The 24,271-nt window shown below is 41.5% G+C and carries 22 protein-coding genes; 14 read left to right on the top strand and 8 right to left on the bottom strand.

Annotated elements, in window-relative coordinates; translation table 11 throughout:
- The first annotated feature begins 97 nt into the window (after positions 1–97).
- Entirely contained in the window at positions 98–1,378 is a 1,281-nt protein-coding gene (locus FC093_RS15850) for an MFS transporter (RefSeq protein ID WP_137262786.1), read from the top strand.
- Between the two features lie 42 nt (positions 1,379–1,420).
- Positions 1,421–2,032 carry a YhcH/YjgK/YiaL family protein gene (locus tag FC093_RS15845; RefSeq protein WP_137262785.1) on the top strand — a complete coding sequence of 204 codons (612 nt, stop codon included), beginning with the start codon at positions 1,421–1,423 and terminating at the stop codon, positions 2,030–2,032.
- A gap of 107 nt (positions 2,033–2,139) precedes the next feature.
- Here the strand turns inward: FC093_RS15845 and FC093_RS15840 are convergent, their stop codons facing one another.
- Positions 2,140–2,346 (bottom strand): hypothetical protein, encoded by a 207-nt coding sequence (locus tag FC093_RS15840; protein ID WP_137262784.1) that lies wholly within the window; start codon positions 2,344–2,346, stop codon positions 2,140–2,142.
- A 316-nt stretch (positions 2,347–2,662) separates the two neighbouring features.
- The gene (locus FC093_RS15835; protein ID WP_137262783.1) at positions 2,663–4,150 is read right to left on the bottom strand and encodes a gluconokinase; all 1,488 of its coding nucleotides are present in this window, start codon (positions 4,148–4,150) and stop codon (positions 2,663–2,665) included.
- Positions 4,151–4,481: 331 nt separating this feature from the next.
- On the opposite strand from FC093_RS15835, the gene FC093_RS15830 reads away from it, so the two are divergent.
- The 6 genes from FC093_RS15830 (at position 4,482) to FC093_RS15805 (ending at position 10,586) form a co-directional block, all read left to right on the top strand.
- Positions 4,482–6,224, top strand: coding sequence for a GMC family oxidoreductase (locus FC093_RS15830; protein ID WP_137262782.1), 1,743 nt, complete (start codon positions 4,482–4,484; stop codon positions 6,222–6,224).
- Positions 6,225–6,430: 206 nt separating this feature from the next.
- Entirely contained in the window at positions 6,431–7,114 is a 684-nt protein-coding gene (locus tag FC093_RS15825; RefSeq protein WP_137262781.1) for a gluconate 2-dehydrogenase subunit 3 family protein, read from the top strand.
- Positions 7,115–7,266: 152 nt separating this feature from the next.
- A complete protein-coding gene (gene rplS, locus FC093_RS15820) occupies positions 7,267–7,620 on the top strand; it encodes a 50S ribosomal protein L19 (RefSeq protein ID WP_137262780.1) in 354 nt (117 codons plus the stop codon).
- 124 nt (positions 7,621–7,744) lie between these two features.
- A complete protein-coding gene (locus FC093_RS15815) occupies positions 7,745–7,990 on the top strand; it encodes a Sec-independent protein translocase subunit TatA/TatB (RefSeq protein WP_137262779.1) in 246 nt (81 codons plus the stop codon).
- Positions 7,991–8,021: 31 nt separating this feature from the next.
- Entirely contained in the window at positions 8,022–9,464 is a 1,443-nt protein-coding gene (gene gatA, locus FC093_RS15810; RefSeq protein ID WP_137262778.1) for an Asp-tRNA(Asn)/Glu-tRNA(Gln) amidotransferase subunit GatA, read from the top strand.
- 84 nt (positions 9,465–9,548) lie between these two features.
- Positions 9,549–10,586 carry a lytic transglycosylase domain-containing protein gene (locus tag FC093_RS15805; protein ID WP_137262777.1) on the top strand — a complete coding sequence of 346 codons (1,038 nt, stop codon included), beginning with the start codon at positions 9,549–9,551 and terminating at the stop codon, positions 10,584–10,586.
- A gap of 249 nt (positions 10,587–10,835) precedes the next feature.
- Here FC093_RS15805 and FC093_RS15800 read toward each other — a convergent pair whose 3' ends face one another.
- A complete protein-coding gene (locus FC093_RS15800) occupies positions 10,836–11,231 on the bottom strand; it encodes a VanZ family protein (protein WP_137262776.1) in 396 nt (131 codons plus the stop codon).
- 37 nt (positions 11,232–11,268) lie between these two features.
- Positions 11,269–12,336 carry a peptide chain release factor 1 gene (prfA, locus tag FC093_RS15795; protein ID WP_170971117.1) on the bottom strand — a complete coding sequence of 356 codons (1,068 nt, stop codon included), beginning with the start codon at positions 12,334–12,336 and terminating at the stop codon, positions 11,269–11,271.
- A gap of 153 nt (positions 12,337–12,489) precedes the next feature.
- Here prfA and FC093_RS15790 point away from each other — a divergent pair, with 153 nt between their 5' ends.
- Positions 12,490–14,652: a S9 family peptidase gene (locus tag FC093_RS15790; protein ID WP_137262775.1), complete on the top strand. Its 2,163-nt coding sequence runs from the start codon at positions 12,490–12,492 to the stop codon at positions 14,650–14,652.
- Positions 14,653–14,870: 218 nt separating this feature from the next.
- Here the strand turns inward: FC093_RS15790 and FC093_RS15785 are convergent, their stop codons facing one another.
- Together FC093_RS15785 and fbaA are read right to left on the bottom strand one after the other, a co-directional pair.
- A complete protein-coding gene (locus FC093_RS15785; RefSeq protein WP_137262774.1) occupies positions 14,871–15,611 on the bottom strand; it encodes a carboxypeptidase-like regulatory domain-containing protein in 741 nt (246 codons plus the stop codon).
- A gap of 215 nt (positions 15,612–15,826) precedes the next feature.
- Complete coding sequence (gene fbaA / locus FC093_RS15780) at positions 15,827–16,900, bottom strand: class II fructose-bisphosphate aldolase (protein ID WP_137262773.1); 1,074 nt, start codon at positions 16,898–16,900, stop codon at positions 15,827–15,829.
- Between the two features lie 386 nt (positions 16,901–17,286).
- Here fbaA and accD point away from each other — a divergent pair, with 386 nt between their 5' ends.
- From accD to FC093_RS15760, 4 genes are all read left to right on the top strand, one after another.
- Positions 17,287–18,216: an acetyl-CoA carboxylase, carboxyltransferase subunit beta gene (gene accD, locus FC093_RS15775; RefSeq protein WP_137262772.1), complete on the top strand. Its 930-nt coding sequence runs from the start codon at positions 17,287–17,289 to the stop codon at positions 18,214–18,216.
- A 261-nt stretch (positions 18,217–18,477) separates the two neighbouring features.
- Positions 18,478–18,720 (top strand): hypothetical protein, encoded by a 243-nt coding sequence (locus FC093_RS15770; protein ID WP_137262771.1) that lies wholly within the window; start codon positions 18,478–18,480, stop codon positions 18,718–18,720.
- A 241-nt stretch (positions 18,721–18,961) separates the two neighbouring features.
- Positions 18,962–19,402: an SsrA-binding protein SmpB gene (gene smpB / locus FC093_RS15765; RefSeq protein WP_206106592.1), complete on the top strand. Its 441-nt coding sequence runs from the start codon at positions 18,962–18,964 to the stop codon at positions 19,400–19,402.
- Positions 19,403–19,432: 30 nt separating this feature from the next.
- Complete coding sequence (locus tag FC093_RS15760) at positions 19,433–20,440, top strand: hypothetical protein (RefSeq protein ID WP_137262769.1); 1,008 nt, start codon at positions 19,433–19,435, stop codon at positions 20,438–20,440.
- Positions 20,441–20,454: 14 nt separating this feature from the next.
- On the opposite strand, the gene FC093_RS15755 is transcribed toward FC093_RS15760, so the two are convergent.
- Both FC093_RS15755 and FC093_RS15750 read right to left on the bottom strand, forming a co-directional pair.
- Positions 20,455–21,402, bottom strand: a complete 948-nt coding sequence (locus FC093_RS15755; protein WP_137262768.1) for a hypothetical protein — start codon at positions 21,400–21,402, stop codon at positions 20,455–20,457.
- A 3-nt stretch (positions 21,403–21,405) separates the two neighbouring features.
- Positions 21,406–22,824 carry an MBOAT family O-acyltransferase gene (locus FC093_RS15750; RefSeq protein ID WP_137262767.1) on the bottom strand — a complete coding sequence of 473 codons (1,419 nt, stop codon included), beginning with the start codon at positions 22,822–22,824 and terminating at the stop codon, positions 21,406–21,408.
- Between the two features lie 192 nt (positions 22,825–23,016).
- Here FC093_RS15750 and FC093_RS15745 point away from each other — a divergent pair, with 192 nt between their 5' ends.
- Positions 23,017–24,138 carry a putative type IX sorting system protein PorV2 gene (locus tag FC093_RS15745; RefSeq protein WP_137262766.1) on the top strand — a complete coding sequence of 374 codons (1,122 nt, stop codon included), beginning with the start codon at positions 23,017–23,019 and terminating at the stop codon, positions 24,136–24,138.
- Positions 24,139–24,271 lie beyond the last annotated feature (133 nt).

The following is a 24,271-nucleotide window of genomic DNA, read 5'->3' as shown; positions in this document are numbered from 1 at the left end:
GACTCCGTGTATATAGCTCTTTTTCTGCTGTGGTTTTATTGTTCAGTGCTGTTATTTTTAGAATAACAGAAAGAATAAATAAAATGTAAGCGAATCCATGAGAAATACAATTGCACCGCAGCGCTGGTATCGCCTTATTCCTGTGGCTTTTATCACTTACAGCCTTGCTTATCTCGATAGGGCAAACTTTGGTTTTGCTGCAGCAGGGGAGATGGCGAAAGATTTACATATTACTGCCGCTACCTCTTCTTTATTAGGTTCGCTTTTCTTTTTAGGCTATTTCTTTTTCCAAATACCTGGTGCACATTACGCTGCAAATAAAAGTGCCAAAAAACTCATCTTCTGGTCGCTGATATTATGGGGTGCACTGGCAATGGCAACCGGTATGGTCAGTAATATTACTTTACTCATTATTATCCGTTTTATGCTCGGTGTAGTAGAGAGTGCGGTAATGCCGGCAATGCTTATTTTATTAAGTCGTTGGTTTACCAAAGCAGAACGGTCGCGTGCCAATACATTTTTAATTCTCGGCAATCCCGTTACCATTCTTTGGATGTCTATCGTATCCGGCTATCTGATTAATTCGGTGGGCTGGCGCTGGATGTTCATTTGGGAAGGGTTACCTGCAATTATTTGGGCGTTTTTTTGGTGGCGTTTGGTCAATGATAAACCCGCAAATGCAGATTGGTTAACAACAGATGAAAAAGAAGCTTTGGAAACTGCTCTGCAAAAAGAGCAGCAAGGCATTAAGCCGGTAAAGAATTATGCAGCAGCATTCCGGTCGGGTGTGGTTATTTTGTTGTGTTTGCAATATGCGTTGTGGAGCATTGGCGTGTATGGCTTTGTATTGTGGCTGCCTTCCATCATTAAGGCAGCGCCGCAAATGAATATCATTGAAACAGGCTGGTTGTCTTCGTTGCCTTATGCGTTTGCAATTATTGGTATGTTAACTGCTTCTTATTTCTCCGACAAAACATTGAACCGCAAAGCATTTATATGGCCATTTTTGCTTGTTGCGTCCTTAGCATTCTATGGGTCGTATTTAACAGGTACCAGCAACTTCTGGCTGTCGTTTGTACTGCTTGTGATTGCAGGCACTGCCATGTATGCACCTTACGGACCTTTCTTTGCCATTATCACCGAAATATTGCCTGCTAATGTAACGGCTGGTGCTATTGCACTCATCAATAGTTTGGGTGCACTGGGCTCGTTTGCAGGTTCGTATATGGTGGGGTATTTAAATGGAACTACCGGTGGTTTTAGTGCATCTTATATTTTTATGGCAGGCTCGTTGTTGTTATCGGCTGTTATTACAATAGTTGCGGTAAAAAATAAAAGTGTAATGCAAAAACAGTTGCTGAAAGAAGCGATGGCGTAATAATTTTGGTTTATTTATTTCAGGTATATTTAAAATAAAAACATGAAAAGAATTTCGTTGCCATTTATAGCATTTCTATTGTCATTATCAGCTTGCCACGTTACCGCACAGCAAAGTGCCAACAAACAATCTGCTCAGGAAGCAAATCAATGGTTTCAGCAAAAAAAATGGTTAAACGGCTTATCCATGCAGCCACACGAATCTATAAACAAAGCAACATTTGCACGGCAATATCAGCTCAATAAAGATTATTGGGACAAAGCGTTTGCCTTTTTAAAAAACAACAATCTGCAAACTATGGCTTCCGGCAGGTATGCAATTGACGGCGATAACGTGTATGCAATGATCACGAAAAATCCTACCAAGGATGTAGATAGTGCCAAGTGGGAATCACACCGCAATTATATAGACCTTCAGGGCGTTATTTCGGGTGAAGAAAAGATAGGGGTGGCACCCATTTCCAGTCTCACGGTTACCATGCCGTATGATGCTGCCAAAGACCTCATCAATTATTCTGGCGAAGGCACTTTTTACACAGCTACCCCCGGCACTTTTTTCCTGTTTTTCCCTGCCGATGCACATATGCCAAACATTACCACCGGCGGCAATAAGCCTGATAAAAAACTGGTGATTAAGATTAGGTATGCGGAGTAAAGGGTAATAGAAACGTATCTTAAATAGCTTCTGCAAAATAAAGAGGGAAGAATAGTGCTCTTCCCTCTTTATTTTCTGCTATATAGCCCTACTTAAATATCACACTTCTAAGGCTTTATGCCAAAATACCTGCAGTATTCGCGCATCATTATTTGATCTCCGCGAAGTACTATTTCCTCGTGATAATAAGTTGCTACTTTTGCCTTCAACATTGCCAGTTCCGATTGCAGGTCGGCTATTAAATGGATACTGTTGTATGCCTGAGAAAAATCAGGCTGCACGATGTGCTGAACATTAGATGGATTTACTGTCATAAACAATAGTTTTGGTATATTTTTTATAACTGCTAACCTACTCAAAATATTTTCACATTCCCTTCTTTTAAATTGTATTTAAGGAATTTTAAGGTATTATAAGGGGCGTTTGCATTTATCAATTCAAAAAGTAAGCTGCTGCAATTATACTAACATACCATCCAATACTGAACGCCTTAATACGCATGTAAATAATTGGTTACATACATAAGAACGATTGGCTCGACTTTGAAAACCATCCTTAAAGTAAGACTTAACAAGTTAAAGCTCACGAATCAGAAACCAGTGGTATATCTTGTAAATAATTCTCGTTTATCTATTTCAACTTACTTAATGCATGAAATTCATCTTTCAATTTTGGATATAAAGATTGAAAAATAGTAAAGAGTGCATCGTATTGCCGGCGTCCTTTTTCCTGCGGCTCATATACCTTTTCTGTTTTAAAAAACTGTGCTGAATCATTCAGGTTTTTAATAAAGCCCAATGCATATAATCCTATAATGGCAGCTCCCGCAGCCGAAGCATCTGCGCTATTGTTAATGCTTATTCGCTTTCCCAAAATATCAGTAAGCAACTGCAACCAAAATGGCGATTGTATAAAACCACCGCTTGCATATAAATTGCTGATGTTGCCGCTTGTATCTTCAATAGCAGCTACCACGTTGCGCATGGCAAAGCAAATGCCTTCTATCACCGCACGTGCAAGGTGTTGCTGTGTATGCTGACTGCTCAGGCCAAAGAACACACCTTTAACATCGGCATCCCACATGGGCGCACGTTCGCCTAAAATATATGGTAAAAACAAGAGCTTGTCTGCACCTGCCGGTGCAGTTGCTGCCTGTTGCAGCCAATAATTAAAATCCGCAGTTTTGTCATTATCCGCCATCATTTTTCCAAACCATTCCAGTACCACGCCGCCATTGTTGATGGCGCCGCCGGTGATTATCATGTCATCGGTAAGCAAATAGCTGAATAAACGTTGTGTATCATCGGTTTGTTTGGTAGTACAAGTGGTGCGCACCGCACCACTTGTACCAATAGTAAGTGCTGCATCGCCGGGGTGAATGGCACCGCAGCCTAAATTGGCTAAGCAACCATCGTTACCGCCAATAATAAACGCAATATCATTTTCTGCCTTAAGCAGTTGCTTGCCGGTTGAGGTGAGTGCTTTTTCAATATGTGTTATTACAACCGGGGTGGATAATTTATCTGCAGCAATGCCTGCAACTTCCAGTGCTTCATTACACCAGGCAAGGGTATGTATATCAAACAAGCCGGTAGCAGATGCAATGGAATGATCAATAATATATTTGCCAAAGAGCTTATAAAAAATATATTCTTTTATGGAAATAAATTTATAGGCTTCGCTAAAAATCTGCGGCATTACTTCTTTCATCCACAGCAGCTTGCACAGTGGCGACATAGGATGAATGGGGGTGCCTGTTTTTTGATAAATAATCGTACCTGTGTCACTATTCCTGAGATTGACTGCCTGCTTACTGCTTCTTGTATCTGCCCAAATGATAGCGTTGGTAAGGGGCTTGCCTTCTTTATTTACTGCGATAATGCTGTGCATGGCTGCGCTGAAACAAACACCTTGTATTGTTGTGTTTGCCTGTAAAGATTGGGTAATCAAGGTGGCTACCTGTTGCAGTATTTCATCGGGGTTTTGCTCATTCTGCCCCGGTTCGTCATTAATGGTTTCGTAGGTTGCTTTTAATGAATGAACAGCCTTGCATTGTGTATCAAACGTGATGGCTTTGCAATGGGTAGTGCCGATGTCTATAGCTAACAGGTAACTCATGGTGTAAAAGTAAGTGTGCAGCGAAAGATATGAAAGTAAGATGTTAAGTATGTTTTTGCTATCTTTTATAAATAGAACTGGAGCTGCAGCTAATGGTCTTTTATATGGGTAAATCTATTGCACTTGTTTGACTGCGACAGAGATAATTCTGTCTGGCTCATTCGTTCAAAATACCTTTTCATTTATAAAGCCTGCGCATTCTTCTTTATTAACAGCTTCTTGTTTTACTTTAACCAATAAAACAGTATCACGGGCGAATAAAAAAATCACTTTACGTTTACAGGTTATGTCCTACATTTAGCCCTCCGAATTATAAAAAATTGTTTGCTTTATGGGTGATTTCCAAATCAAGAAAAATGCTAAGAAATACGATGCCGTAATTGTAGGTTCCGGCGCCGGTGGTGGTATGGCGGCTTATGTATTATCAAAAGCTGGCCTCAAGGTATGCCTGCTGGAAGCGGGTCCTATGTATGACCCTAAGAAAAATTCTTTACAGCTTACCAAACCCTGGGATTCTCCAAGGCGCGGTGCCAGTACCAAGTATCGTCCGTTTGGCGATTTCGACGGCTGCTACTGGGGCTGGGAAATAGACGGCGAGCCTTACACACAGGCAGAAGGTACGCAGTGGGACTGGTGGCGTGCGCGTATGCTGGGCGGACGTACCAATCACTGGGGCAGAATTTCGCTGCGCTTTGGACCAAAAGATTTTAAAGGAAAAAGCAGGGACGGTTTGGGTGAAGATTGGCCGATTGGCTATGAGGATATAAAACCTTACTACGATAAAATAGACCGGCTGTTAGGTATTTTTGGTACCAATGAAGGTCTGGAAGATCATCCTGATGGAATTTTTCTGCCGCCGCCCAAACCGCGCCTGCACGAGCTGATGATTAAAAAAGCGGGAACCAGTGTTGGTATTCCCGTTATTCCATCGCGTTTATCTATTCTTACCAAACCAATTAATAAGGAAAGGGGCTCCTGCTTTTTTTGCTCGCAGTGCGGACGTAGCTGTAAAGCTTATGCCGACTTTTCTTCTTCTTCGTGCTTAGTGATACCGGCATTAGCTACCGGCAATGTTGACCTGGTAACCAATGCAATGGCGCGGGAGGTATTAACTGATAAAAATACAGGGCTGGCTACCGGTGTATCTTATGTAAATAAGGAGGACATGCAGGAATATCAGGTGAGTGGCCGCACGGTTATCCTTGCTGCCAGTGCGTGCGAATCTGCGCGTTTACTGCTTAATTCCAAATCGCAGCGGCATCCAAATGGCGTGGCAAATTCCAGCAATGTAGTTGGTAAATATTTGCACGATTCTACCGGTTCGGGTATGGGTGGTATTATTCCGGCGTTATTTGACAGAAAACGCTATAACGAAGATGGAGTAGGAGGGATGCACGTTTATACGCCATGGTGGCTGGATAATAAAAAGTTAGACTTCCCGCGTGGCTATCATATCGAGTATGGTGGTGGTATGGGTATGCCTTTGTATGGCTTTAGCTGGGGGATAGAAAACCTCAACGGCAAGTACACAGTAAAAGGCAAACAGAAAGAAGGCGGCGGCTACGGCGCTTCTTTGAAGGAAGATTATCGCTTTTTCTACGGTGCTGGTGTAGGCATGGCTGGCAGAGGCGAGTCGATTGCATTAGAGAGTAATTATTGTGAAATTGATCCCAAGGTGGTGGATAAATTTGGTATTCCGGTGCTGCGTTTTCATACAAAATACACCGATTATGAAATTAACCAGGCAAAGCACATGACAGAGACGTTCTCCGAAATATTACACTCGATGGGAGCCGTGATTACCTGGGGGGCAAATAACAGTAAGGAAAACAACTGGGGACTGGAATCACCAGGTAAGATTATTCACGAAGCGGGTACGGTGCGTATGGGCGATAATCCTAAAACATCGGCTTTGAATAAGTGGAGCCAGGCGCACGATTGCAAAAACGTATTTTGTGTAGATGGCGGCCAATTTGTATCGCAGGCGGATAAAAATATTACCTGGACGATACTTGCTTTAAGTATGCGTGCCAGTGAACATTTGGTGGATGAAATGAAAAAACAGAATATATAAATGGGAAAGGATCACAGATATTACTGATAAGAACTGACTTTGCTGATATTCAGTTAATAAGAAAACATCAGTAATGTTTGTTATCATAAAGCAAGTATAGATATTTTAATATAGATACTAATGAAATTAAAACGTCAGATTCACTATCAGTTAAATCATTATTAATAGATTATCAGTAATATCTGTGATCAAAAAAAAACAATATTATGGACAGAAGAGATTCCCTTAAAGCTTTGGTTACCGGTGCCGTTGCTACCGGCGTAGTGCTTGAAGCCTGCAATAGCGGCAATGATGATATTCAAACGGATAACACTAAAAAAGTACCGAGTAAGAAAGCGGTAGAAAGTCAGGGTAAGGACTTCGACCGTATGCCGGAAGAAAGAAAGCATTACGAAGAAGTAACTTCTTATACTTTTTTTGATGACCATGAAATGAAAACCATTGCAGTGCTGGCAGACATTATCATACCCAAAGATGATGTAAGCGGCAGTGCCACCGATGCCAAGGTGCCCGATTTTATTGAATTTATTGTAAAAGATTTTCCTGAGCACCAGACGCCTATGCGCGGTGGTCTCCGTTGGCTGGATATGCAATGCCTTAACCGCTACGAGAAGACTTTTGTGGATTGCGATGATAAGCAACGCATCGCGATGGTTGATGAAATTGCTTATCCGGCAAAAGCAAAGCCTGGCATGGCGCCTGGCGTGTCTTTCTTCAATCTGATGCGCAATTTGACGGCTACCGGATTTTATACCTCGGAAATTGGTCTAAAAGATATCGGTTACATGGGTAATACGCCTAATCAATGGAATGGTGTGCCGGCAGATGTATTAAAGCAATACAACCTGGCTTATACAGATAAAGAATTGAAGGAGTGTGCAAGCTATTAAATCAATGGGCGGCAAGTCTTAATAAAATTGAATAAGGCAAGTAACAATTTATAAGGCATTGTCTCAAAATATACCTAACAAGTTATTATAAAATAAAGTTTGGCTGTTCTTCCAAATCATCTTACTTTTGCCGTCCTTTAAAAATTTGAGCCATGAACGCAGCAGTTCAATTTGTACACGACCAGCTTACGACAAAAAAGCAATTTCCGAAGTTCAAAGCCGGTGACAATGTTACTGTCAACTATAAAATCATTGAAGGTGGTAAAGAACGTATCCAGGGTTTCCGCGGCGACGTGGTAAAAATCCAGGGCGAAGGTGCAACTACTACTTTTACTGTTCGTAAAATATCGGACAGCATAGGTGTGGAGAGAGTATTTCCTTTCTTCTCGCCCAATATTGATGCAATCATTCTGAACAAGGTAGGTAAAGTGCGCCGTTCCAAACTGTACTACTTGCGCGAGCGCAGTGGTAAAAGCGCCAGAATCAAGGAAAAGCGCATGAAATAAATACTTTAATAAAAAAGCAGAAGATTTTTTCTTCTGCTTTTTTATTAAAGTATTAACCCTTTCTTGTGCAAAAACTTCGTATTTATTTTAACTTTGTTTCTCATCATCATCTTAAAATCATTTTATGGGCAATTTAGGTTTCCAGGAAATTCTGCTGATAGCAGTTGTAATCTTAGTACTGTTTGGCGGTCGTAAAATTCCTGAGTTTATGCGCGGTCTGGGCAAGGGCATCCGCGAGTTTAACGATGCTAAAGACAATGTGAAGAAAGAATTGGAAGAAGGCATGAAAGAAAAAGACCGGGTTGCTGCCAATGGAACAACTGCCGCACCTGCTTCTAATAACACTGCCGCCACTACCACACAGCCGTAATTATTTCTTTCACATAAATAAGGATTAGCCTTTGTTTAGTTTCACCTCTATCAAAGACTATCATGCTGATTTATTGCACGGCCGCACCACCTGTGTGGCAGCCGTGCAATATTTTTTAGCGCAGATAGCAACGAAAAAACACCTGAACGCTTTTTTAGAAGTGTATGCTGAAGAAGCTTTAGCACGCGCAGCTCAACTTGATGATAGCCTTACAGAATCGGGCAGCCTGCAAGGCCCGCTACATGGCGTGGTAATAGGCCTGAAAGACGTTATTTGCTATAAAGACCATGCAGTAACTGCTGCTTCCAAAATATTAGAAGGTTTTACCAGTATATACAATGCTACGGCTGTTGAGCGGTTGCTGGCAGCCGGCGCTGTTATTATTGGCCGGCAAAATTGCGATGAGTTTGCTATGGGCAGCAGCAACGAAAATTCTGCCTATGGTAATGTATTGAACGACGCTGATAACGATAGAGTACCTGGCGGTTCTTCGGGCGGCTCGGCAGTTGCTGTGCAGGCAGGATTGTGCATGGTAAGCCTGGGCAGCGACACAGGTGGCTCGGTAAGACAGCCTGCCGACTTTTGCGGTATTGTAGGCATGAAGCCTACCTATGGACGAATTTCCCGTTACGGATTAATTGCTTATGCCTCCTCCTTCGACCAGATTGGCATTTTTGCCAGGTCGGTGCCCGATTTAGCAATTGTTTTGGAAATAATAGCCGGGAAAGATGCCTACGACAGTACAGCATCAGCTACGCCTGTAGAAAGTTATTCACACCTGCTACATCAAGTAGCGACTCCAAAGCGCATTGCTTACTTCAGGCAGGCACTTGAGCATGCTGCGCTTGACCCCGAAATTGCTGCTGCTTTCAGGAGTTTTATTAAAACATTAACTGACAACGGCTACGAAGTAGAACCAATTGATTTTGAATACCTTGATTATGTGGTGCCTGCTTATTACGTTTTAACAACTGCTGAGGCCTCCAGTAACCTTTCGAGGTATGATGGGGTAAAGTATGGCTACAGGAGTAATGGTAATGATGTAAGCCTGACACAGATGTATAATAAAACCCGTACAGAAGGTTTTGGCAAGGAAGTACAACGCCGCATATTATTAGGTACTTTTGTGTTAAGTGCAGGCTATTTTGATGCATATTTTACTAAAGCTCAAAAGGTTAGGTATCTACTGGTGGAGAAAACAAAAGAGATTTTCAGCCAGTTCGATGCAATTATCTCACCTACTGTACCATCGCCTGCATTTAAGTTTGGGGAAATTTCAGACCCGATAGAAATGTTTCTCGCTGATATCTATACTGTATTTGCTAACCTTACCGGCATCCCGGCTATTTCGCTGCCCCTTTTTATTCACAGTAATAACATACCTTTTGGGATGCAGGTAATGACGTTTCAGGAAAATGATCTATGTTTGCTTTCTTTGTCGGAGCAAATGATGCAACTGGCAAGTAAAAAGTAGGTTCTACCCCCTTAAATTACCAGGTATTTTAAGCGCTTATAAGCCGCTTTATTTTTTAACTTTTAAAAAAATAAAACGAAATTGATGCAAATAAGAAAACTGGCAAGTGCACTTATTGTAAGTGTTTTTTGTTTCTTTAGTGTCGCTCTTATGTCTTTTACTGGCAATGGCCGTACCAAAACCGGCGGTCCCAAAAAAGACAGTTCTAATGCTTCCAAAAACTTTGATGATGTTTTAGGCGAAATGCCAGGTACTTACTCTGTAGGCGATGGTTTGCTGAGAGTTCCTTTAAATCCGAATGTAGTTTCTTTTGTAAAAAGTTTTATTAAAAGAGAAGGCGATGATTACAGCAGTATGAAAAACTGGGGTAAATCTTATTTTGCATTATTTGATAAAATACTTACTAAATATGATGTGCCCTGCCAACTGAAGTACCTGGCGGTAATAGAAAGCAGTTTGCGGCCAGCTACAGTATCTAGTGCAGGTGCAGTAGGTCCCTGGCAAATAATGCCCGATGAGGCAAGAGCGTATGGCTTGAAAATAGGTAAACATGACGAGCGTAAAGATTTTGCAAAGAGCACTACAGTTGCTGCAAAACTCTTAAGCAAATTATATGACCGTTTTGGCGATTGGCTGCTGGTAATAGCCGCTTACAATGCTGGCGAAGGCAGAGTAAGACAAGCCATTAAAAAGGCAGGCAGCAGTAGTTTTTGGGTATTGCAAAACTTTTTGCCTGCAGAAACACGCAACCATGTGAAGAAGTTTATTGCCACGCAATATTATTTTGAGGGTTCAGGCGGCGTAACGACCATGACGGCAGAAGAAGTGAAACAATACATGCCATTGGGGATTCCTAAAATAAAAATTGATGATTTGGAGCATACTGCAATTGTAGAAATCCAGGGCAAATACAATTCTACAATTATGGCGAAATATCTACAAATGGATGAAGGCTTACTTAACCGCCTGAATCCGGGACTGGATGATGCTTTGAATGCCGGTACAACGTATAACCTCCGCTTGCCAACGGATAAAGTGGAGCCATTTAAACAAGCAAAGAATACGATTTTGAAAGAAAGCGTAGAAATGTTGCTTTCAGACGTACAAACGGTTAAAAATTAATAAGTTTATATACTGTGGAAAATCAAACCTTTTATTTATCTTTGTTAAGAGTTTGATAAGTACATATCTGTAACGATTGATTAACTTTTTTTCTGTGGCATGTTACTGATATTTGCATAGCGAAAGCAAGAACAACGAGGTGACCAAATAATTGATAACTTTTTCTGGCACTTCGTTTGTTGAACTTAAGATAGAATATAAGTAGTCAATTTTCTCATAAGCAGTTAGTTTTGGTTGCGGCCCCTGTTTCTACAGGGGCTTATTTTTTTCTGCTATTTTCCTGGCTACATATCTTATTGCCATATAGCCCAATAAAGAGCCGAATGCGTCTGCAATCATATCGGAGATATCAAACGATCTGTCGCTCGCAAAATATTTTTGTACATATTCCAGTGCAATGCCATACACGACAGCAAAAACAGTAATGCTGATGAATAAACTATGTTGCATTGGGTACTGTTTTCTGAAGGGCCAGCAAAAAAGAAACACCAGCATGGCAAACAAGCCGGTGTGTACCCATTTGTCAAAATAAATAGCGTCCAAAAAATTTACTTTTGGTATATCGCTGCCGGGCAATGTAAGCAGCATATAAATAAGTACCAACCAGATAACCGGTGGCAAAAAAGCAATTGGGCGAGGTTTCAAGCGTATATTTTTTGTAAATGGAAAAAGACTTTAAAAATTAATCCTGTTTCATCATTTTCTCGGTATTTTCTGCTACCTGAAGTGCTTCAATAAATTCATCAATATCGCCGTTGATCACCGCATCGAGATTATAGGAAGTGAGCCCAATGCGATGGTCAGTTACACGGCCTTGTGGCCAGTTGTACGTCCGGATTTTAGCACTACGGTCGCCGGTACTTACCAATGTTTTGCGGTGCCGCGATATTTCTTCTTCCTGCTTACGTACCTGCTCTTCGTATAGTTTGGTACGCAGCATAGTCATGGCTTTTTCGCGGTTGCCAAGCTGGCTGCGTTCTGTTTGGCACACGACTACCGTGCCGGTAGGAATATGTGTCAGCATCACTTTTGTTTCCACTTTATTTACGTTCTGTCCACCGGCGCCGCCGCTTCGGGCAGTTTCCATTTTTACATCGGCAGGATTTAGTTCAAAGTCCACTTCTTCTGCCTCGGGCATTACAGCCACGGTTGCCGCCGAAGTATGTACCCGGCCCTGCGTTTCGGTGCTGGGTACGCGCTGTACGCGGTGCACGCCGCTTTCAAATTTCAAAGTGCCGTACACATCTTCGCCCTGCACTTCCACAATCACTTCTTTGTAGCCGCCTACAGTGCCTTCGCTTTCAGTAACGATGGCTGTTTTCCAGCCTTTTTTGGCGCAATAGCGGAGATACATGTTCAGCAAATCACCGGCAAACAAACTGGCCTCATCACCGCCGGTACCGGCACGTATTTCAAGCACGGCATTTTTATCATCTTGCGGGTCCTTAGGTATTAATAATTTGGTGAGTTCTTTCTCTAAAACCTCTTTCTTTTCTTCCAGTTCCGGCATTTCCATTTTTGCCAGCTCGCGCATTTCTTCATCATTTCCATTCAATGCTTCGTGCGTAAATTCATAATCTGCTACTACGCGCCGGTATTCTTCATAAGGTTTTACTATCTTTTCAAGATCGCGGTATTCCTTACTCAATTTACCAAACTCTTTCTGATTACTTATGATTTCAGGGTTGGTAAGTGCTACACCCACTTGTTCAAATCTTGCTTTTAATGCGTCTAACTGGTCTGTCAACATACATCAATATGCTATTATTTAGCGGCGCGAAATTAAGTCAATTAGTTTAGCGGTGCGCTACCAGCCACAGGCAATTCGCTTTTATAACTTTTTTCTCTATTCGTTTCTTTTTGTGCCCTACTCGTATTACTTTTCACCCTTTAATATTTTAGCATGAGGAAGATTAAGTTTTTCGTATTAATTGTTTTACAAATAATTATTTGTACAGTTTATGCGCAGCCTCCAAAAGGATTGCACTGGGCTGCTGATGGCAGCAGTTTTTACGAAGCAACCGATAATGGTATTGTGCAAGTACAGCTACCGGCTTTTACGTCCACGCCCGTAATTACACATGCACAACTTACACCAGCCGGCGTGCAGGAACCATTGTCGGTGGAGAACTTTTTCTTTTCGGAAGATGGCAACAAAATGCTCGTATTTACCAATAGTAAAAAAGTATGGCGTTATCATACGCGCGGCGATTACTGGGTGTACGATAAAACGAATAATAGCCTGAAGCAACTGGGTAAAAGCTTGCCCGCCTCATCGCTCATGTTTGCTAAGTTTTCCCCCGATGGCAACAGCGTGGCATATGTGAGTAGGCATAATATTTATACAGAAGATATTGCCAGTGGTAATATTAAACAACTCACTACCGATGGCACTGACCGTATAATAAACGGCACTTTTGACTGGGCATACGAAGAAGAATTTGACTGCCGTGATGGCTTTCGCTGGAGCCCCGACAGCAAAAACATTGCTTATTGGAAGATAGATGCACGACAGATCCCTAATTTTTTATTGATAAATAATACCGATTCTATTTATTCTTTTACCAAGCCGGTAGAATACCCCAAGGTGGGTGTGAGTCCTTCTTTTTGCTATATCTATGTGGTAGATGTGGCCAATGGTACTTCTGTCAAAATGGATGTACCGGGCGATGCACAGCAACATTATATACCGCGTATGGAATGGGCGGCTAACAGTAATGAACTGGTAATACAGCAACTTAATCGCAGGCAAAACGAAAGCAAGGTGATGTATTGCAATGCTGCCAGCGGCAATGTGCAGGAGATATACAGTGAAACGAGTAACGCCTGGATAGATGTTAAGGCACGCTGGAGCGATGATCCTACCGGCTGGGAATGGATAAAAAAAGGCACCGCTTTTTTGTGGGTAAGCGAGAAAGATGGCTGGCGGCATGTGTATATGATAAGCCGCGATGGTAAAAAAGAAACGCTCATTACCAAAGGCGATTACGATATTATTACCATTAATGGTTATGATGATAAATCGGGTTACATCTATTTCACTGCATCACCGCAAAATGCTACGCAAAAATATTTATATCGTATAAAAACGAGCGGCGGTCAGCCCGAGAAGTTATCGCCTGCCAACGAGCAAGGTACACACGAGTATGATGTTTCTCCAAAGGGATTATATGCAGAACACCTGTTTTCTAATGCCAATACGCCGCGGATAACAGATTGGGTAAGCTTGCCAACCCATAAAGTATTGCGGAGCGAAGAAGCGCGTACTGCTAAAGAACACAACAAAATAGAATTTTTCCAGGTGACAACAGCCGATAACATCGCGATGGATGGCTGGATGATTAAGCCTGCCAATTTTGATTCTACCAAGAAATATCCGGTAGTATTTTATGTATATACCGAACCGGCGGGAGCTACGGTAGAAGACCGCTGGGGGGTGGCAAGAAGCCTGTACAACGGCAACATGGCTAATGATGGTTATATTTATATAAGCGTGGATGGACGTGGTGCGCCGGCGCCAAAAGGTGCTGCCTGGCGCAAATCCATTTATAAAAATGTTGGTATCATCAACATCAGAGACCAGGCGATGGCTGCAAAAAAAATCATGCAATGGCCATTTGTAGATACCAGCCGCATTGCGGTATGGGGCTGGAGTGGCGGCGGCTCTACTACGCTTAATCTTCTGTTTCAATATCCCGATATTTATAAAACCGGCATAGCTATAGCACCGGTAGCTTACCAGCTTACGTACGATGATATTTACCAGGAACGTTATATGGGATTGCCGCAGGAAGATATGGAGCCTTTTATAAAAGGTTCACCCATTACGTATGCTAAAAATCTACAGGGCAATTTATTGGTCATACATGGCACCGGCGATGATAATGTGCATTATCAAAACACAGAGTTGTTGATTAATGAGCTGGTAAAATATAATCGCCAGTTTTCGCTGATGAGTTATCCCAACCGCACGCATAGCATTAACGAAGGGGAGGGCACAACTGCGCACCTGCATACTTTGTTCACTAATTATCTGAGGGAACATTGCCCGCCGGGCGGAAAGTAAAGTATTAGCTTTTAAGGTATTATTTATACTTTTTACAAAAATGTAAAACCCGCTTTAAAAGCGGGTTTATTTTTATGCAACATCACCATCGAAACCTTTATCTTTTAAACGGTTGAAGCGTTTACTTATACTGATTAAAACACAAAAATACAAGTAGAAAACAGGGTTGTCAACCGCATAAAGATGCGATAGGATGTTATAGATAAATAGTATTGAATTTATTCAGATAGCCAGAATTCAACATTATACTCCGTTTCACCGAGGTAACCGGATTTGCCAAATATTACCGGCTGCTCCACTGCAGGTGCATCATGATCATCGTGACGATTATCGAGCAGTAAGGTTTTGCCGGGATACACAGCTTTTATGGTATATTTTCCTATCGGAATATCTTTGGCCATAAACGTACCAGCAACATCTTCCACTGTTTTTTCTATAGTTGTGGCTGGACTGCCATCAATTAAGGTGCTTTCTGTTGGTGTAAAAATCAGCTTTATTTTATCCACCGGTGCATCCGTGCCAAACTGATACAGGTCAACATGTGCACCGTAATAAGTGCCTGCAGCCGGCTTTTCGCCACTTAGCTTCCATGTAAAATTTCTGGTTACAGCATCATTTACAGTGAAAGCATCGGTGCTGCCAGGCGCTAAGTCAAATGTATAATCTTGACCGTAAGCCGACTTTTTTATTTGGGCTTTTGCCGTCCAATCTCCGGCGGGTTCTGCAGGGATAGCTACTTTATAATTACCGTTATTATCAGTAGTTGCAAATACATACGAGTTTGCCCAAACCGTATGCTCTATAGTTACTTTCACACCTGGCAGCGGCTGTCCGCTTGCATCAGTAACCTTACCGGTTACATAGCCTGCCGAAGAAGGTGGGTGTGTGTCTTTTTTACAAGCCGGAAGCGAATAGCTGAAAAGTAGCAACAGCATCATTAAATACATTGAAGTTTTCATAAGGGTTTTGTTTGAATACGGTGCAAGATGTTGCTGCAAAAGCTGCAAGGCAATCTTTATTTACATAAGCTGCTTAAATGTTTTTATGAAATGGAAAAAGATAGGAATGAGTTGAAAAAAAATGTGGTTTGTAATTGCCTCAACAAAAAATCGGAATGTCTTTCAAAGACATTCCGATTTTTACTATCGTAATACACTGCCTACAGTTCTTTTATTTATGCATTTCTGCCAATGCAGTTCAAATCTTTGAATGCTTCTTCCAAACGCTTAACAAAGTTTTCTTCGCCTTTGCGCAGCCATACGCGCGGGTCGTAGTATTTTTTGTTGGGTTTTTCTGCTCCTTCGGGGTTGCCCAACTGACCTTGCAAATACGCTTTATTTTTTTCGTAATAATTAAGCACCCCTTCCCAAAAAGCCCATTGCATATCGGTATCCAAATTCATTTTGATAACACCATAATCCAATGTTTCCTCTATCTGGTTTTTGGGTGAACCGCTGCCGCCGTGAAATACAAAATACACTGGTTTGTCGGTAGCGGGCCTGCCTAATTTTTCAGCAATATAAGCCTGGCTGTTCTTCAATATATCAGGACGCAACTCTACATTTCCCGGACTGTACACACCATGAACATTACCAAATGCTGCTGCTATAGTAAAGAGCGGTCCTATTTTTCTCAATTCAGCATAAGCCTGATATACTTCTTCAGGCTGTGTATATAATTTACTGTTTTCAACGCCGGAATTATCAACACCATCTTCTTCGCCACCGGTTACGCCCAATTCAATTTCTATACTCATGCCCAGCTTTTGCATGCGCTTGAAAAAGCCAACCGAAGTTTCTATATTTTCATGAATGGGTTCTTCACTTAAGTCGAGCATGTGCGAGCTATACAGCGGATGCCCAAACCGTTGATAATGTTCTTCACCGGCAGTGAGCAATGCATCTATCCACGGTAACCATTTTTTTGCAGCATGGTCGGTATGCATTACTACGGGTACACCATAATATTTGGCTACATTATGTACATGCAGTGCGCCGCTGATGGCACCTGATATATTTGCCTGCAATTTATCGTTGGGCATGCCCTTACCTGCAAAAAACTGTGCGCCGCCATTGCTGAACTGGATAATTACCGGAGAGTTCACCTTTGCCGCTGTTTCCAGCACGGCATTGATGGTATCGGTATTCGTAACATTTACTGCCGGCATTGCAAACTTGTTTTGCTTGGCATCTTCATATAAAGCTGCCAGCTCATCGCCAAATAAAATGCCTGCGCGGTACTTTGCCATTGTTATTGTATTTTGTTGTAATGAATTTATGAGGGCGCAAAATTACTCATTCTTGATAGAAACGGAGCAGAAAATGTTTATGACACATGCCTGCCTGCCGGCAAACAGGGATTGCCGGCGTCGGGAGCACGAATTATTTGGATGTATGAATTAACATATACCATTTAATGGTGTAGTGCTGAGTGCCACCTGATGGTGCTAAGTGTGAGGCTATATACGAAGTATGGTGTACAATGTTCCTTATACCCTTCGTTCCTACGGTAAAAACAACGTTGTAGGTATTTTCATTTTTCCAGTCCAAACTATACACTTCGCAGTGGTTTCCCGTTATGATACTGTAAACTCCTTACATTTGCTTTCCTGTTATATATTCAATAGCCGAAATTATGGAACAGAACGACGAAAATTATTTAGGCATTACCGGTAATACCCCTTCATCCGGTCAGCCACAGGCAGAAGGAGGCGAACAGCGGAGATGGTTCAGGCGATTCAGAAAGGGCATTACTACCTCTACTGCCGAAAAAAAAGAAACACCGGAAGGATTATGGAATAAGTGCCCGGAGTGCAACTACATTACTACCACTACCGAGCTGGAAGAAAACCTGTATGTGTGTCCCCGGTGCAACTATCACCACCGCATAGGCAGCGATGAATACTTTGCCATTTTATTTGACAATAATACCTACACTGAGCTTTTTGGTAATATTAAAAGTAAAGACTTCTTAGGCTTTACCGACCTGAAACCTTACCGCCAGCGTTTGGATGAGATTTATGCCAAAAGCGACCTGAAAGACAGTATGCGTGTGGCGGTAGGCAATGTAAATGGCAAGGAGATAGTGATTGCCTGTATGGATTTTGAATTTATTGGCGGCTCGCTGGGCAGTGTGATGGGAGAGAAATTTAGCCGTGCCGTGGATTATTGTATAGAACACCGTTTGCCGTTTTTAGTCATCAGCAAAAGCGGTGGCGCGCGTATGATGGAAAGTGCTTTTAGCCTGATGCAACTGGCTAAGACCAGTGGCAAATTATCGCAGTTGAGCGATGCCAAACTGCCATTTATATCCTTGCTTACCGATCCTACTTTTGGTGGCATTACTGCTTCTTTTGGTATGCTGGGCGACTTAAATATTGCAGAGCCGGGCGCACTCATTGGCTTTGCTGGTCCGCGCGTGATAAAAGAAACCATTAAGAAAGACCTGCCCGAAGGTTTTCAGCGTAGCGAGTTTTTATTAGAGCATGGTTTTCTGGATTTTATTGTAGATAGAAAACAACTGAAAGATAAAATAAGCTTGCTGATAGAACTGTTTGAGAAGTAATTGATCGCAGATTATACTGATTGTTTGAATGCATTTACTGCCGATTTTAATAACTGCTTATACGGATGATTAGCTAATCCTACGTTTTATCGCTTACCGATGTAAGTAATACAAAACTGTTTTGAAAGAACAGTTGCCGATAAGGTAAAAGTGTACATAGTATTAACGATTGCTGTACTTATACTGGTCGGAATCGTATGGTATTGCACAAAACTAATTTTAGACAACCATTACTTGTCTAAGGAAACGAAATATTTGATAATGATAAGTATTGTCATGGCTGGCACGGATGGTAGAGGTCATACATTTAGAGTTTGTGATTTTGTTGTTAATTCAAAAAAATATGCTGGTCAAGCTGGTGGTAGCTACAGTATTGATAAAATTTACTTCGTCAAATTCTACCCGCCTGATCTATCCAAAAATGAAGCAGTCCATATTCAGGCAACTGATTATGAAATACAAAATTTACCACCCGACGGATATAAAGCATTGCCTCATCACTAAATAAAGATCTGCAGGCTTTTATAAGAACTTTCGATACTTCTGAGCCACTTCCCAAAACTTATTTTCTCCTTATCACAGAAAGAAATATTACATTCCTAAAAACGTTAATAAAGCATATGCGCTGGTACGGTTTGGAAACTGCACTAGGTTGGTGTTAAAAACTTTACTGATGCAAAAAAGTTAATGCTGTTGAAAAACTCAAACTTTATTTCATCTTTGTCGTTGTACAGGGTATATGTATATGGCGAAGGAAATGAACAATCGGCAGGCTTATTTTAATTACCAGATAGATGATAGATATGTGGCAGGCATTGCATTGCTGGGCACCGAAGTAAAGTCTGTTCGCGAAGGAAAAGTAAGTTTTAATGATAGCTTTTGCTTATTTGATAAGGGCGAACTATGGCTGCGCGGATTATACATTGCCGAGTATGCTTTAGGCACCACTAACAATCATATAGCCGTGCACGACCGCAAACTGTTGCTTACCGCGCGCGAATTGAAACGGTTGCAGGCAAGTACTAAAGAACGTGGCTTTACCATTGTGCCGCTGCGTGTTTTTTTTAATGATAAAAACCTGGTAAAAGTAGAGATAGGACTGGCGCGGGGTAAAAAAACACACGATAAGAGAGAGACTATTAAAAAGCGCGATACGGACCGTGAGATAAAACGCTTCTTAAAATAACGGATTGTAAATATTGGGTATCTGATTGTCATGAGAAAAGGAAACTACAGGCACATTCTTATTTGCATTGCTGTATGCTTGATAGGCAATGTTTTTACTGCCAGGGCGCAAAGCGTTACGGGTAAATGGTATGGCATTGGCAACCCCGACATACCAGGTAGCAGCAACAGTTACTTATGCGAGTTTATCATTACGCAAAACGGCAGTAATGTAACCGGCTATTTCAACTACTTTTTTCGTAATGGTTACTTCAGCAATAAGCTCGTGGGCAGGTACGATGCTTCAAAGCGTTTGCTGGTGCTAAAACCGTTGCCCATTTTGTATCACCTGAGCGCTAATGTAGGCAATGGCGTAGATTGCATTATGACCGGTGTATTTAAGCTGAAGGTGGCAAAAGTAGAATCTACCTTAAGCGGCGAATTTTTAAGTGATGAGCTTCATAAATACACTTCGCCGCCGGTGAAGGTAAATTTCCGCAAGCTGGGCAAAGATGAGCCGGAACTGAAAGAACGTATTAAAATGAAAGACCTGGTGCTGGAAGAAGCGCCGGAAGTGCAAACACAGGCAGTGCCGGCGCAGCAAACAACTGCACCTGCTATAGTAAGTACCCAGCCAACAACGCCGCTCGTGTTGCCTTCGCCTACAGTGAAAGCAACAGAAGATGCAGTGAAGATGCGTACCAATACGTACATCCGTATTTTAGATGTAGTCACCGATTCGGTAGATGTGGATCTGTATGACAACGGTGATTTTGATGCTGATTCAATTTCCATATTTTACAACAACAAACTAATAGCCCACCGGCAGGAACTTAGCACACGCAAACCTATCAGTCTCAGGGTATTTGTAGATTCCATCGAAAAGCACAACGACCTGCTCATGTTTGCCGAAAACTTGGGCACTATTCCGCCCAACTCGGCTATTATGATTGTGAAAGACGGCAGCAACCGCTATGAAATTCCGCTGCAAAGTAATTATCAGAAAAATGGCGCAGTGCGGTTGCGGAAAGTGCAGCGAACGACACTAGCAGGGCAGTAGGTAAACCGAATCAATTAAATACTAATTTTTGATTTAAGATCTTTTGTCACCATTCTGGCAATAGTGTCGGTGGCATGTGTATAATCGTGAAACCAATTGCTGTTTTGGTAACTGCATTTATAATCAAAAAACAGTACCTCATTTTGCTGGCAGAAGTTATGGATAAACTGGTCAAACTCCTGCGAATCCTCGTGCTCACAGTTGAGTATAGGCATCCGGTACAGGTATAGTTTGATGTTGTGCTTTTTGCAAAGCCTAACCAGTTTGTCAAAATAAGCTACATCATCTGCTTCCAATATGTGATGTTGCCGTGTTTTGGATTGTACAGGCAGCACTTTTGCCGGATCGGTAAGGGGCACATATCCTTTGCTAAAGGCATATACATTTACCAGCTTATTGTAGGTGTCTTGTAACGATTGGGAATAGGCTTTAAAAACAAAAGGATAAGCTTTAAGGAACTGCGAAAAATCGTTATAAAGAAGACCACCAGCCTGCGGAAAAATATGAAGCAGTGAGGCATATACCGGCCCTCTGTATCTCTTTGTTGCATCATAAATTTCCGGGTCATTGAGATGATAATAAAAATTATCATCCCTGAACTGTCTTGAAAAACCTGTAGATCCATTGAAAGAAAATTCATCTACTTCCAGCAGCAACGTTTTTATTTGTAGTCCGTAATTTTCTGTAAGCAGTTTAAGCATAATGTAGTTTGACGGCATTCCATTGCCTTCTTCCCCCATGTTGAATATATTTTTGGTGGTATCCAGCAGGGTAGGCAAAATGCTGTGTTCTGCACGTGAAGAGCCTAATATCAGCAGATCAAAATCTTTAGAATGTGCGTTTTCCAGATAAACAGCTTTTTTATCTGCAAATACTTCCTTATTAACCGGATACAGCAATACAATAAAGCAAAGTAAGACGCTTGCTATCCAGAGTGATGTTTTAAATAAAAATTGTTTCATTTATTAAAATTGAAAATAAATAAACTCTGCCCGGTTGATAAAGTTGAAGTGAAAGATGATGAGCATGGCAAATACAAAATAGACAAACCGCCGCACGTACTTGTTCTTAAACTCCAGTACGCATCTTTCATTACGCCGCTGCATCCAATCGAGCCACAGAAAAATAAAAACATACACCAACTGATTGTAATATGCCGGCACTGTAAAGAAACTGTCTCCTATACCGCCGATATAATCGAATGCATCGTAAATATTGGGCGATCTAAAAAATATCCATGCAATTGTAACGAGCGAAAACGTAAGCAGCATCTGCAGCAATTCTTGTGCGCCCGGTATTTTCTTATCGGCTGCTACTATGTGTCCGGTATAGTTTCGGTTTTTATTGCTAAGCAATAGGGGTAAGAAAAGCAGCGCGTGTATTAATCCCCAAAAAATAAATGTCCAGTTGGCGCCATGCCAAAAGCCACTTACGAGAAAGATAATAAACGTATTTCTTACCGCTTTCCATTTGCCTTCTTTAGAGCCACCAAGCGGTATGTACAAATAATCTTTGAACCATGAGGATAATGAAATATGCCATCGGCGCCAAAACTCTGCAATATTGCGGGAGAAATATGGAAAGCGGAAGTTGGTTAATAACTCAAAGCCAAACAGTTTGGCGGCGCCTAATGCAATGTCGGTATAACCGCTGAAGTCGCAATAAATCTGTATTGAAAAATAGATGGCGCCCAGCAGCAGTGTAGAGCCGTTATATTCTTTATAGTTATTGAATATAAGATTCACATCTGCTGCTAAAGTATCGGCTATTACTACTTTTTTAAAAAATCCCCAAAGCATCAGGCGCATACCTTCTACAGCCTGCCCATAGCTAAAGATTCTTTTTTTCTCCACTTGTGGCAGCAGGTGCGAAGCCCGTTCAATAGGCCCGGCAACCAGCAGCGGAAAAAAACATACAAACACGGCATAATGGATAAAGTTTTTTATTGGTTTTATTTTGCCATTATAAATATCAAACACGTACGACATGCCATGGAATGTATAAAATGAAATACCTACCGGCAGTGCTATACTTAAAAAATAAGGATTTGTTTGAAAGCCCATCTGTCGCAACAATTCGCTGGCAGAATCTGCAAAAAAATTGTAGTATTTAAAGAATCCTAAAATGGATAAATTGTTTACCACACTCAGCCAGAAGTATAACTTTTTATGGCGCGTTGAAGCTAATAATAACCCAAAAGCATAATCGAGCAACGTGGAGAGAATGAGTAGCAACAGAAAACGCCAGTCCCACCAGGCATAAAAAAGATAGCTAACTGCAAGAATAAAAATATTCTGGGTAAGCAGGCTCTTTTTGAAAACAAACCAGTATAATAAGAATACTGTTGGTAAAAAAATTAAGAATCCAAGGGAATTAAACAACATACAGCCGTTAAAAAAATAAGTGATTAATTTGTTTGAACAGGAACAAATTAAAAGTCAGATAATAACAGTTAATTTTGGTAAAGGCGGCTTAGTGGGGACGTGAAACCGGGGACGATTCTTTACGCAGGAAAAGTACAACAAAAAATAATAAGCTTGAAATAAGCTTACTTTAACTTCGTTTTTATTTTTGTTATGAGATACCCACAGCTACTGCTTTTCTCTATATTTATTCTGTTGGGCTGTACGCACGTGCGGGCACAATTCTTCCGCCCCAGAATTTACTCCAACGAATTTTTAAACATTGGTTCTGGTGCACGTGCATTGGGCATGGGCAGCACTTCGGTAGCGTCTGTATCCGATGCAACGGCTGGCTATTGGAATCCTGCAGGTTTATCTTACAACAGCGATAATCCATCTATCACGGCTATGCATGCAGAGTATTTTTCGGGCATTGGTAAATACGATTACGCCGCCGCAGTATTCCCTTTAAACACCGATCTGCCATCTTCGTTTGGCATTTCAGCTATCCGCTTTGGTGTAGATGATATTGCCAATACGCTTGATCTGGTACAGCCGGATGGTTCTATCAATTACGATAATATTACTACTTTTTCTTCGGCTGATTATGCGTTGTTGCTTTCTTACTCGCGCATGTTGATAGATGAAGACGACCGGAGCCTGAATATTGGTGGCAATGCAAAAATCATTTATCGCAAGGTAGGTTCATTTGCCAATGCTATTGGGTTTGGATTTGATGGCGGCATTATGTATCGCACCGGCAATTGGCAACTGGGTGCAGTAGCAAGAGATGTGACGACCACCTTTAATGCCTGGCGTTTTAGTTTTACCGATAGAGAAAAAGAAGTGCTCTATCTTACTGATAATGAAATACCGGTAAAATCTACAGAAACTACCTTACCGCGATTGATCCTCGGCGGTGCTTACAACTTTGAGTTCAGTGATAAATTTCATTTGCTGGCCGAAGCCGATTTGGATGCCACGTTTGATGGCAAAAGAAACACTGTTATCAGCGGCAATCCCGTCAGTATAGACCCGCGCATTGGGTTGGAAGCAAACATCAATAATACCGTTTTTATTCGTGCCGGTGCTTCCAATTTTCAGCGCACCATTGACGATGCCGATACATTAAACCAGCAAAAAGTATGGATTTTTCAGCCGGGTGTTGGCGCGGGCTTCAAGTTGGGCAATGTAAAAATTGATTATGCCTTTACCAATTTAACCAATCAGTCAAATCCGCTTTATACACACATTTTCTCTTTAACGGTGGATTTGGTGAAGAAGGACTATTATTAAAGGATTGTATTTTTAAATGATAGAAGAAAAGGAAAAAATTATACAGCTGATTCGTAACAATTAGCCCAAGGCTTCAACACGATATCGTGTAAATAAAAAGTATATTGAAGCTTCATAGGAGCGATAGGTTAGT

Source organism: Ilyomonas limi, from assembly GCF_005233845.1.
GTDB classification, from domain to species: domain Bacteria; phylum Bacteroidota; class Bacteroidia; order Chitinophagales; family Chitinophagaceae; genus Ilyomonas; species Ilyomonas limi.
Note: the sequence above shows the minus strand (reverse complement) of the source record. Positions and strands in the feature narration are given on the sequence as shown.

Coding starts and splice junctions, on each gene's coding strand:
- FC093_RS15755 (WP_137262768.1), bottom strand. CDS start 21,402: ATGAAACAATTTTTATTTAAAACATCACTCTGGATAGCAAGCGTCTTA.
- FC093_RS15845 (WP_137262785.1), top strand. CDS start 1,421: ATGAAAAGAATTTCGTTGCCATTTATAGCATTTCTATTGTCATTATCA.
- FC093_RS15790 (WP_137262775.1), top strand. CDS start 12,490: ATGAGGAAGATTAAGTTTTTCGTATTAATTGTTTTACAAATAATTATT.
- FC093_RS15770 (WP_137262771.1), top strand. CDS start 18,478: ATGATAAGTATTGTCATGGCTGGCACGGATGGTAGAGGTCATACATTT.
- FC093_RS15825 (WP_137262781.1), top strand. CDS start 6,431: ATGGACAGAAGAGATTCCCTTAAAGCTTTGGTTACCGGTGCCGTTGCT.
- FC093_RS15805 (WP_137262777.1), top strand. CDS start 9,549: ATGCAAATAAGAAAACTGGCAAGTGCACTTATTGTAAGTGTTTTTTGT.
- FC093_RS15785 (WP_137262774.1), bottom strand. CDS start 15,611: ATGAAAACTTCAATGTATTTAATGATGCTGTTGCTACTTTTCAGCTAT.
- FC093_RS15750 (WP_137262767.1), bottom strand. CDS start 22,824: ATGTTGTTTAATTCCCTTGGATTCTTAATTTTTTTACCAACAGTATTC.
- smpB (WP_206106592.1), top strand. CDS start 18,962: ATGGCGAAGGAAATGAACAATCGGCAGGCTTATTTTAATTACCAGATA.
- rplS (WP_137262780.1), top strand. CDS start 7,267: ATGAACGCAGCAGTTCAATTTGTACACGACCAGCTTACGACAAAAAAG.
- FC093_RS15830 (WP_137262782.1), top strand. CDS start 4,482: ATGGGTGATTTCCAAATCAAGAAAAATGCTAAGAAATACGATGCCGTA.
- FC093_RS15840 (WP_137262784.1), bottom strand. CDS start 2,346: ATGACAGTAAATCCATCTAATGTTCAGCACATCGTGCAGCCTGATTTT.
- prfA (WP_170971117.1), bottom strand. CDS start 12,336: ATGTTGACAGACCAGTTAGACGCATTAAAAGCAAGATTTGAACAAGTG.
- FC093_RS15815 (WP_137262779.1), top strand. CDS start 7,745: ATGGGCAATTTAGGTTTCCAGGAAATTCTGCTGATAGCAGTTGTAATC.
- FC093_RS15760 (WP_137262769.1), top strand. CDS start 19,433: ATGAGAAAAGGAAACTACAGGCACATTCTTATTTGCATTGCTGTATGC.
- FC093_RS15835 (WP_137262783.1), bottom strand. CDS start 4,150: ATGAGTTACCTGTTAGCTATAGACATCGGCACTACCCATTGCAAAGCC.
- FC093_RS15850 (WP_137262786.1), top strand. CDS start 98: ATGAGAAATACAATTGCACCGCAGCGCTGGTATCGCCTTATTCCTGTG.
- accD (WP_137262772.1), top strand. CDS start 17,287: ATGGAACAGAACGACGAAAATTATTTAGGCATTACCGGTAATACCCCT.
- fbaA (WP_137262773.1), bottom strand. CDS start 16,900: ATGGCAAAGTACCGCGCAGGCATTTTATTTGGCGATGAGCTGGCAGCT.
- FC093_RS15745 (WP_137262766.1), top strand. CDS start 23,017: ATGAGATACCCACAGCTACTGCTTTTCTCTATATTTATTCTGTTGGGC.